The sequence below is a fragment of the Chryseobacterium sp. HMWF035 genome, from assembly GCF_003094695.1.
Lineage (GTDB): Bacteria > Bacteroidota > Bacteroidia > Flavobacteriales > Weeksellaceae > Chryseobacterium > Chryseobacterium gambrini.
Map to the genome: position 1 here is coordinate 1 of NZ_QEHP01000100.1, position 9,885 is coordinate 9,885.

At 37.0% G+C, this 9,885-nt stretch carries 6 protein-coding genes; 5 read left to right on the forward strand and 1 reads right to left on the reverse strand.

What is annotated here, in order from left to right; all coding sequences use genetic code 11:
• Nucleotides 1–131 precede the first annotated feature (131 nt).
• From DD829_RS15200 to DD829_RS15220, 5 genes are all read left to right on the forward strand, one after another.
• Nucleotides 132–1,298 carry a T9SS type A sorting domain-containing protein gene (locus DD829_RS15200; RefSeq protein WP_108410025.1) on the forward strand — a complete coding sequence of 389 codons (1,167 nt, stop codon included), beginning with the start codon at nucleotides 132–134 and terminating at the stop codon, nucleotides 1,296–1,298.
• A 125-nt stretch (nucleotides 1,299–1,423) separates the two neighbouring features.
• Complete coding sequence (locus tag DD829_RS15205; protein WP_108409164.1) at nucleotides 1,424–4,075, forward strand: 4-alpha-glucanotransferase; 2,652 nt, start codon at nucleotides 1,424–1,426, stop codon at nucleotides 4,073–4,075.
• Nucleotides 4,076–4,211: 136 nt separating this feature from the next.
• Nucleotides 4,212–5,219 carry a hypothetical protein gene (locus DD829_RS15210; protein WP_108409165.1) on the forward strand — a complete coding sequence of 336 codons (1,008 nt, stop codon included), beginning with the start codon at nucleotides 4,212–4,214 and terminating at the stop codon, nucleotides 5,217–5,219.
• A gap of 181 nt (nucleotides 5,220–5,400) precedes the next feature.
• Nucleotides 5,401–5,844 carry a hypothetical protein gene (locus DD829_RS15215; protein WP_108409652.1) on the forward strand — a complete coding sequence of 148 codons (444 nt, stop codon included), beginning with the start codon at nucleotides 5,401–5,403 and terminating at the stop codon, nucleotides 5,842–5,844.
• Nucleotides 5,845–5,972: 128 nt separating this feature from the next.
• Nucleotides 5,973–6,482 carry a ferritin gene (locus DD829_RS15220; protein ID WP_076395060.1) on the forward strand — a complete coding sequence of 170 codons (510 nt, stop codon included), beginning with the start codon at nucleotides 5,973–5,975 and terminating at the stop codon, nucleotides 6,480–6,482.
• Between the two features lie 74 nt (nucleotides 6,483–6,556).
• Here DD829_RS15220 and DD829_RS15225 read toward each other — a convergent pair whose 3' ends face one another.
• Nucleotides 6,557–9,553 carry a S8 family serine peptidase gene (locus DD829_RS15225; RefSeq protein WP_108409653.1) on the reverse strand — a complete coding sequence of 999 codons (2,997 nt, stop codon included), beginning with the start codon at nucleotides 9,551–9,553 and terminating at the stop codon, nucleotides 6,557–6,559.
• Nucleotides 9,554–9,885: the final 332 nt, after the last annotated feature.

Sequence of the window (9,885 nt, forward strand, 5' to 3'; positions counted from 1 at the left end):
TATTTACAAGTTAAATCGAAGATATTTTGGAGAAAAGTTATTTGAAAGGCTGATTATTGCTAATATCACAGCTTTAGGTTAGAAAACGGATATTCAATAATAAAATGATTAAAAATTTAAATGGATAGACTATGAAAAAACATTTATTCCCTTTATTTCTGTTGTTGATGGGCGCAAACGCTTCTGCGCAGCAGGATTTTTTTGCTTTGGTCGGAAAAGATACTCAGAGTATTGTTTTCAATGATTTCCGTGCCATCGACGGAACAAGCGGAACTTCCGGAGAACAGATTTTTAATGCAGATTCTTCTGCAAGAGTTTTCTCACAGAGCAGAAACGGTGCTGTAAACGAGGATAAAAATACCTACAATAACGCGCAGGCTGTAAATATGGCAACACTGGCTTATGATTCTTACAATAATAATTTGATCTATATGCCGATGTTTTCTTCCAATATTTATGTTTTAAATGCCAAAACAAAGGAAATTACATTGGTGGAAAACAGTGTGGCAAGAGTTACTTCGTGTGACATCAATTCTCATGTAACGAGAATGACAACAGGTTACGACGGAAATATTTACGCGATCAACAATTCCGGGACGCAATTTTTGCAGATCAGCAGAAAAGGAAATCAATATGTGGTTAACGATTTGGGGATCATTAAAGATGACGCTTCCAACGGAAAAAATTCTTTTACCACCATTGAAACAGGTTTCGGAGGGGATATGATTGCGGATGCAGAAAATAATTTCTATGTTTTTTCGGCTTCGGGAAATGTTTTCAAACTTTCTCCAAAGGAAATGAAGGCTAAATTCATAGGAAAAATTGCCGGAATTCCTGAAAATTATTCGGTAAACGGATCTGCCGTAAATTCAAAAGGAAAAGTAGTGATTGCAAGTGCAAAAGGTGCTCCTCTTTATGAAGTGGATCTAACTACTTTACAGGCAAAACCGCTTGGAGGAGAACAGAATCTGCATATTTATGATTTGGCAAGTAAATATTTTGCGAATGATAAAGCCGTTTCTAATAATGCTTATGCCAATCTGGATATTTATCCGACAAGAGTGGATGAAAAGCTGATCAACGTGAATGTAAATGACAAAGCCGTAAAAGGAAACATTAAACTGAATGTTTTCGATTTGTCAGGAAAAAATGTAATGAAGCAGAATTTATCCGTAAAAGACGGTTCATTAAATCAACAGGTTTATCTTAAAAATCTGATCAGCGGAGCTTATCTGGTAAACATTACCGACGAATCCGGAAAAGTATTATTAAACAAGAAAATTTTAGTTACAGAATAATCTTTAACTTTGTATAAAGCTTAGAAACCTTTTCAGACATTTTGAAAAGGTTTTTTTAATGAATATTTGATATTCAATAAGTTTTATTTTTCAGGATTATAATGTATTTTTATAAAAAAATATAAATGAAGCTATACTTTAATGTAGGTTACAGTGCGAAAGTCGGAGAGAATCTGCAATTGATGATCAAAGATGAAGGCTCTGTACATCAGACTCATGCTATGTTTTACGGAGAAAACGGATTGTGGAAGTGTGAGGTGGATTACTTTTCCAAAACCATATCATATCACTATCAGCTTATCGATGAAAGAGGAAATATTCTTCGCGAGGAGTTTGTTCCGCATCATCTTACTTTTCCGCACAATTACAAGGAATTTGTGGTTTTTGACGAATGGAATAACAAAAATTTCCCTGAAAACTACCTCAATAATAAAATTCTCTATAACAAGCTGAATACATTCAAGCCGGAAAAAGTTTCTGTGCTGAAGAAGCATACGCATTTATTCAGAATAGAAGCTCCGATTTATAATCCGGACTGGAAAATTGTTGTATTCGGAAGTACGGCTTCATTAGGAAATTGGGACTACGAAAAGGCGATCCATCTGTCTCAGACCGATTTCGGCATTTGGGAAACCTCTCTGGAAATTCCTGAAAACGAATTTATTCAATATAAATACTGTCTTTACGATGCCGGTAAAGGCAAAGTAATCGATGTGGAAACAGGCGAAAACAGATTTGCTCTTCCCAATCAGTCGAAGGACGTTTTACAGATTGTTTCGGATCATTATTTCAAATTCAAACTGTATCAGATGTATCACGATGCTGGAGTTGCGGTTCCTGTTTTCTCTCTGAGAACGGAAGACGGTTTCGGTGTTGGTGAATTTTCCGATATGAAAAAACTGGCAGACTGGTCAAAAGAAACCAATCTCGGAATTATCCAGATTCTGCCGATCAACGATACAACGGCAAATTATTCATGGACAGATTCTTATCCTTATGCGGCAGTTTCTGTATATGCGCTTCATCCGCAGTATATTTCCCTTGAAAATCTCGATATTGCGTTACCGAAAGATTTAATTGAAGATTATCAGGCTGAAAAGTCAGAGCTAAATTCATTAGAATTAATAGATTACGAAAAGATGATTTCCGGAAAATGGAAATATCTGAAAGCCGTTTTCAATGAAGATAAAGAAAAGATTTACAAGGATAGAAACTTCAAGAAATTCATCAAAGACAACGAGAGCTGGCTTCTTCCTTATGCAGCATTCTGTGTACTGAGGGACAAATACAAGACTCCGAATTTCAACGAATGGAAAACGCATAAAAAATACATTGGAGGAAAGGTTTCTACATTTTTTTCAGCAAAAAGTAAAGATTATGATGCTTCTATGCTTCATGCATGGGTTCAGTATCAGCTTCATAAACAATTAAAGGATGCGATTGATTATACGCATAACCTCGGAATTTCCGTAAAAGGGGATCTGCCGATCGGAATCTACAGACATTCTGTGGAAGCATGGACAGAACCTGAACTTTTCGGAATGGATTTTCAGGCAGGAGCACCGCCGGATCAGTTCACCGAATTGGGGCAGAACTGGGAATTCCCTACCTACAATTGGGAAGCCATGAAAGCTGATGATTACAAGTGGTGGAAAAACAGGTTCAAAGCATTGGAACAGTATTTTGATGCGATGAGAATCGACCATATTTTAGGGTTTTTCAGAATCTGGAGAATGCCGGTTTCTGCAACTCAGGGAATTTTAGGGTATTTTTATCCTGCCGTTCCTATTACGCTGGAAGAATTCAGTGCAAGACATATTCCTTTTAATTTCGACAGATACTGCAAACCATTTATCAATGATCAGATTCTCTGGAAATATTTAGGCGAAAACAGCGGAAAAGCGCTTGAGTTCATCAATAACAACCAGAACGGAACCTATTCATTTAAAGAAGAATTTAATACACAGCGTAAATTAGCTGACTTTTTTAAGAAAAATCCACAAGGTTCCATTGAAGATCAGTTGATTTCTCTTTGTGCCAATGTTTTATTTTTAATTGAGGAACGAAACGGACAGGTTGTTTATCATCCGAGATTTAATGTGTACAACACAGAATCTTACAAATATCTTTCGGATTGGGAGAAAAAATCCATTTATGACCTGTATCACGACTATTTCTTCAAAAGACAGGATCATCTTTGGTATGAAAAAGCGATGGAGAAACTTCCGATGATTCTTAATGCTACAGAAATGTTGATCTGTGGAGAAGATTTAGGTCTTGTTCCGGACTGTGTTCCTGTTGTGATGGATGAACTGGCGATTATTGCTTTAAAAGTGCAGAGAATGCCTTCAGATAATATTCCTTTTTACAACCCAAAAGATGCAGGTTATCTGAATGTGGTGACCGCTTCCTCACACGACAGCTCAACGTTGAGACAGTGGTGGAAAGAAGATCCGGCGCTTACGCAAAAGTATTTCAATCAGCAGTTGGTACAGTATGGAAAAGCTCCGGAAGAACTGGATCCTCATTTAGCTGAAATTATAATGAAGCAACATCTTTATAATGACTCAATGTTAGCAATTTTTCCGATTCAGGAGTTTTTAGCAACGGATAAAAATCTTAGCAATCCTAAAATGGATAATGAAAGAATCAACAATCCCGCAGTTTTTCCACATTACTGGAGATACAGAATGCATCTTAATCTGGAAGATCTGAAAGAGCAGAAAGATTTTAATCAAAAAATAGCTTATTGGATTAAAGACAGCGGAAGAATATAAATTTAACATTTGATTATCAATTAGTTAATAATAAATTAAAAGAAGTTGGATCGAAAGATTTAACTTCTTTTTTTTATTTATATCCAAAAGATAGAAGTAGAAATTCGACTATATTAACCAATTAACGACTATAGAAATGAAAAAAATATTAATCAGTTTTGCTTTGGGCATGGCGACTCTATCGTTTGCTCAGCAGTATCCGAATAATGGTTGGGAAGATGACGGCTATTATCAGAATGACGGAGGATATTACAGTGATGAAGACGATCAGAATTATTTTCCGGACGATTATTACTACAATTATCCGCAGGATTATTATCCACAGGATTATTACCAGACCAATTACAATGATTACAGGAACAGCATTATAAGCATCAACTGGAATGGCTTTTTTGCCCAAAACAGACTGAATCGTTGGCAGATAGATCAGATCTTAAGGCTGAATAATCTGTATGTAAGTTTCTCCACATGGAATAATTTCTACAGATACAATCCGGACAGATGGTATTATGACAGATTCTATGCTTTGGAAAGAATTATGGGACCGAGAGTTTTCGTGGTATTCCAGAATAATTATTACAGAGGGTACAGTCCGGTAGTTTATTTTCAGAATTACCGAAGAACGCATTATGCAGGAATTTGCAGACCAATGCCGCGCTACAGAAATGTAAATATCAATATTTACAGAGTAGACAGAGCCAGATTCCGTAGATATGATAATCCGACCTTTAATATTGTAAGAGGAAGCGACAGACCGAACAATGGTTTCCGTGGAGGTGTAAGAGACGGTAATAACGGTGGTTTCCGCAATCAGACCGAAAACAGAAACAATAATCCGGTTTTTAGAAACGATAACGGAGTAAGAAATAACGGAGGTTTCCGTAGTGGTAATGAAGCGGGGGGAACAAGAAGCAGCGGAGGTTTCAGAAACGACAGAACGGAAAACAGCGGAACCAGAGGTGGCGGTTTCAGAGGAGGAGAAGTAAGAAGAGAAGAAGCTCCCAGAATAGAAAACAATGGAGGAGGTTTCAGAAATAACGGCGGATTCCGTAGAAATGAAAATGCTGCTCCGAGAGAACAGAACAGAGGAGGAGGAGAAAGCAGAGGAAACGGCGGCTTCCGAACCGGATTTGCAAAAAATTAATTTTCATATATTATATTTAAGTGGTGTGAGGGCAGATATTTATGATCTGCTCTTTTTTTTTAAATTTATCATTAAATATTTTATATTAAAATTTAACATTTTTTATGAGGTTTATCTTTTAACTTTCTTTTTAACTAATAATCAAAAAGATGTATAACAATTAATTAAAGATTTAAAAAAAATGAAAAAGTTAGTTTTAGCAATAGCATTTATCGGAATGGGAAGTTTTGCAATGGCACAGCAGACAACTCCGACACCTCAGGACAGACAGGCCAAAAGAGCGGAAATGAAAGAAAAATTTCAGCAGAGAGAACAGGAACATATGGCGCAGATGCAGAAAGATTTAAATTTAAATCAGGCTCAGATAGATAAAATTAAAGCACTTCACGAAAAAAGAAAAGCTGAAATGAAAGCTGATTTTGAGAAAAACAAAGATCAGAGACAGGCAAAAAGAGCACAGATGGATGCCGATATGAAACAGATTCTTACTCCTCAGCAATATGATAAATGGCAGGTGGACAGAAAAGCAAAAATGGAGCAGAGAAAAGTGGCAATGAAAGAAAGAGGAATGAAAGGTGGAAGAATGCACAAACCAATGAACACGTCGGCTCCGGATGCAAATTAAGTAGTTTATAATTTTGATTTTTTAATGTGTAAGAGGACGGGATTTATTCCGTCCTTTTTCATTAAATTCTATTAAAACTTTTGATTTCGGGGTTTTATTCCCTAATTTTGACTGAAAATTTACGAATTATGGTTAGCGAAAGAATTGCAAAATTAATTAACGAACAAATAGCCCACGAACAATACGCTGCACAATATTATCTTTCTATGTCTGCATGGTTTTCCAGTAAAGATCTGGACGGGATTGCCAATTATTTTCGTGTACAGAGCAAAGAAGAATTAATGCATGCTGATAAGATGTTCGACTATTTAAATGATGTAGGCGGAGAAATCATCATTGGTGAAATCGCAAAGCCGCCCCACGAATTTGCAAACGCAATCGATATTTTTGAAAAAGCTTTGGAACACGAGAAAAAAGTGACCAAAAGTATTTTTAATATCGTGAAAAATGCAAATGACGAAGGTGATTTTGCAACAACTTCTTTTCTGCAGTGGTTCATCAACGAGCAGGTAGAAGAAGAAGCAAGCGCATCTCAGTTGGTTACCAAAATCAAAATGGTAAGCGATAATCCATCCGCTTTATATCTCTTTGATCAGGAATTGGCGCAAAGAGTTTTTGCACCGGATACAACAGCTTAATATTTATTTTACAGCATAAAAAACGAAAAGAGCAGAAATTTCTGCTCTTTTTTATTGATAATTATATTTAATTCTTAATGTTTTACTATCAGATGGATAGATTTTTTCTCAGAATTAGCGAGAATACTTACTACGTAAACTCCATTCGGAAGATCGTTAATAGAAAATACTTTTCTGCTGATTCCTTTTCTTAAAGATTCGGATTCTGAAATCGTTTTAAGTGTTTTTCCGTTATAATCTGCCAATACGATATTTACTTTTGCATCTTTAGCCAGATTAAATTCTAAAGTAGCATTGGAAGAAGCCGGATTTGGAGATAATTTCACGTCCTGTAAAATGGCAGACTGAGTTTTTGCCTGTCTGCATTTGTCGTCGCAGAATTGCTCTCCGTCTGAAGGTTCTTTCTGGTTGATGGTAATCAGGAAATGACAAACACTTCCGTACAACTCATCAGGACTTCCTGTAATGGATTGAGTAGCGGCAAAATCATAGCTTTCCGGTGAAGTAATGCTTGTGTTTTCCTGTTGGAAACTAAGCGCAACAGGGAAATATTCTCCTGCTTTCAGCCTGATATTTTTAAGGGAAGCGTTCTGAAGATCTGTGATGATAAATTCATGTTCATTGTAATTCAGCACCTGCATTCCTTCCATTACTTTTCCTCCGTTTTCCCATCTTTCCCAGGCTATATCATTTAGTTTTACTACAATATTTCCTACGCTTTTGAAAGGCACGTTAGAATCTTTTACCAAATTGAATTTAACATCAAAATTCTTTTCAAAATCAAAATAATTTCCGAAGAAGAATCCTGATTTTTTAGGGAAAGTTCCGCTTAAGCTTACCAGTCTTGTATTTCGGGTTACAACGTTATTGTTATTGGTAACATTTGGCTGAATAGGAGCATTCGGACCCGGATTTTCGTTGTACATCGGATCTCCCGGAGATACAATTCTGCCTAAGAAACAAACCTGATTATCGGTAAGACCTCCATAAATTGCAGGATCTACAGGATTCCATTTGGCATCAATAATGTAAGTTTGTCCCGGAGCCAGAGCCGGAATTTTGAATCCCTGACCTGTTGCATACGTATTCGAGGCATTAAATCCTGTATACGGAGTAGTAAGTTCTCCACCTGCCGAAAAACCGTTAATTAACTGTATTCCGTTCCATGAGTTTGGCCATGTTTCGCCGGTAGATCCCATCGTCCAGTATAATCTTGCAAAACTTGGGGCTGAAGTTGTACAGCCGATATTTCGAACTCTGAATCTCATCACGTTAAATCCTGGTCCAAGATATCCCGGATCCTGATGGGTAAAGTTTAATAGAGAGCTGTTGGTACGTCTGTTCCAGATATCAGGACTCTGATAAATATTTGCCCATGTCGTTGCAGAAGGGTTAGGTTCCAGACCGATATCCGCAGAACTGTCGAATGCAGCAAGACTGAATGTTGATTTAGCTCTTTGAACTGCCGCATAAGCATTTACCAATCCATATCCCATCTGGCTATTCCATGTTCCGTTTGGTCTTCCTGAAGTGGAGGCATAAGCATAAAGATCTGTTCTTACCTTTTGAGCAGTCTGTTCTATAATATCTCTTACCTGTTGAGCGGTTAAACAAGGGTTTGCAGATAAAATTAAGGCAGCTACACCGGCAATAACAGGACATGCAGAAGATGTTCCGTTAAAATCAGGAGTATAGTCTGAAGCATTATATCCATTGCCTCCCTGTCTGTCTGTGGTAGGCATTTTCACACCGGGAGCCATAATGTCGAGCTGGCTTCCGTAGCAGCTTCCCCACCAGTTTTCTCCGTCACATGAGCCCGGATTTTTTCTTTCACCACAAGGACTTAATGCTCCAACCACCAATATCTGTGGATTCCAGCTTCCGGGATATCTGATCGTGGTATTGTTTTCATTACCTGCAGCAAAAACCACAACCATCCCTTTTCCGCCCCTGCCGTTTACCAAAGCGTTGGTAATTCCGTTTTCGATTATGGTGGAAGGTGCATATCCTCCCCATGAATTGCTGATTACATCTACGCCATTTGCTGTAGCCCAGTTGAAACCATTAGCCAATTGTTGAGCTGTATCAGCAAAGGTAAGATTAATACTGATAGAAATTAATTTTGTATTGGGAGCCACGCCGCTGATTCCTAAATTGTTGTTTTGAACGGCTCCGGCAATTCCTGCACAGGCGGTACCATGACTTCCTCTTACCACAGAAGGTGAAGTATTGGTCTGCGCATCATATCCTGATCCGAAAACATTCGCGGCAAGATCCGGATGATTCATTTCGAAACCATGATCAAAGATTGCTGTTTTCACGTTGGCTCCGGTGGATAAAGTCCATGCCGATTCCGCTTTTATATCAATTCCCGCATAAGAAGCCCCAAACTGTCCTGTATTTTTCAGTGACCACTGATTGGGATAAGAAGGATCTGCCGTAGCTTCCAGATTGTGATACATAAATTCCGGTTCCGAAGCTTCAAAAGATCCGGTTTCGTAAAATAAAGCGGACATTTCTATTGCCGTAGGAAGAGTGGAATTTTTAGAACATGAAATCGTAAACCAAAGTGGCATATATTCGTTATAGCCTAATACTTCCACGTTGTTTTTCTGTGCTAATTCATTCAGAAGTTTGAGGTCATTTTTTGATTTCAGTTTTACATAGAAATTATTAGACATTCCCATTTTTTGTTTTTCACCGCTTATAAAACAAGGGGATGCAACCAGTACATTGGGATTTTTGTTTTTTTCAGCGATATTGGCAATGTATTGTTCGTCTGAAATATTGGCGTCGGATTCAATTTCTACATAATAGCTTTTTTTGTCGCTTACCACTTTTTTCCCATCATTCAAAAGAGAATTTTTGGTAAAATTTTCAACAATCGGGGTGGTTGTTTTAAAATTTCTTACAACATCTGTATTGGTAGATGAAATGGCAATTGATGATTTGTCTAACTGAAGGAAATATTTTTTCCCTTTGTAGTAATAAAAATACTTAGAAGCTGTTTGTGCGCTTATGCTCAGGATCATGAACAGCGATAAGATGAATGTAAATATTCTAATTTTCATAATACTTTGTTTAATGGTTAAAAATTTTTTTAATGATCAGGTTTTTAATCTAAGGTGGTTTGAATAGAATTTCTGGCATAATTCATGTATTTGATATTAATAAGAATTTAATTTTTAAAATACTAATAGTCAGTGCTTTAAAATAGATTTTATTAAAGGTAAATGAATTGGTTTTAAAGCGCCAGTTATATTAATTAACTGTCATCAGATATTGATTAAGTGTGATGAAAAACAGAATAAGTGTTAATTTATACTTAAGAAAAATTGATCGTAAAACGTCTACGGCGGCACCGAAGGTGCCGCCGTAGACGTTTCTTAATACAATATTTGAG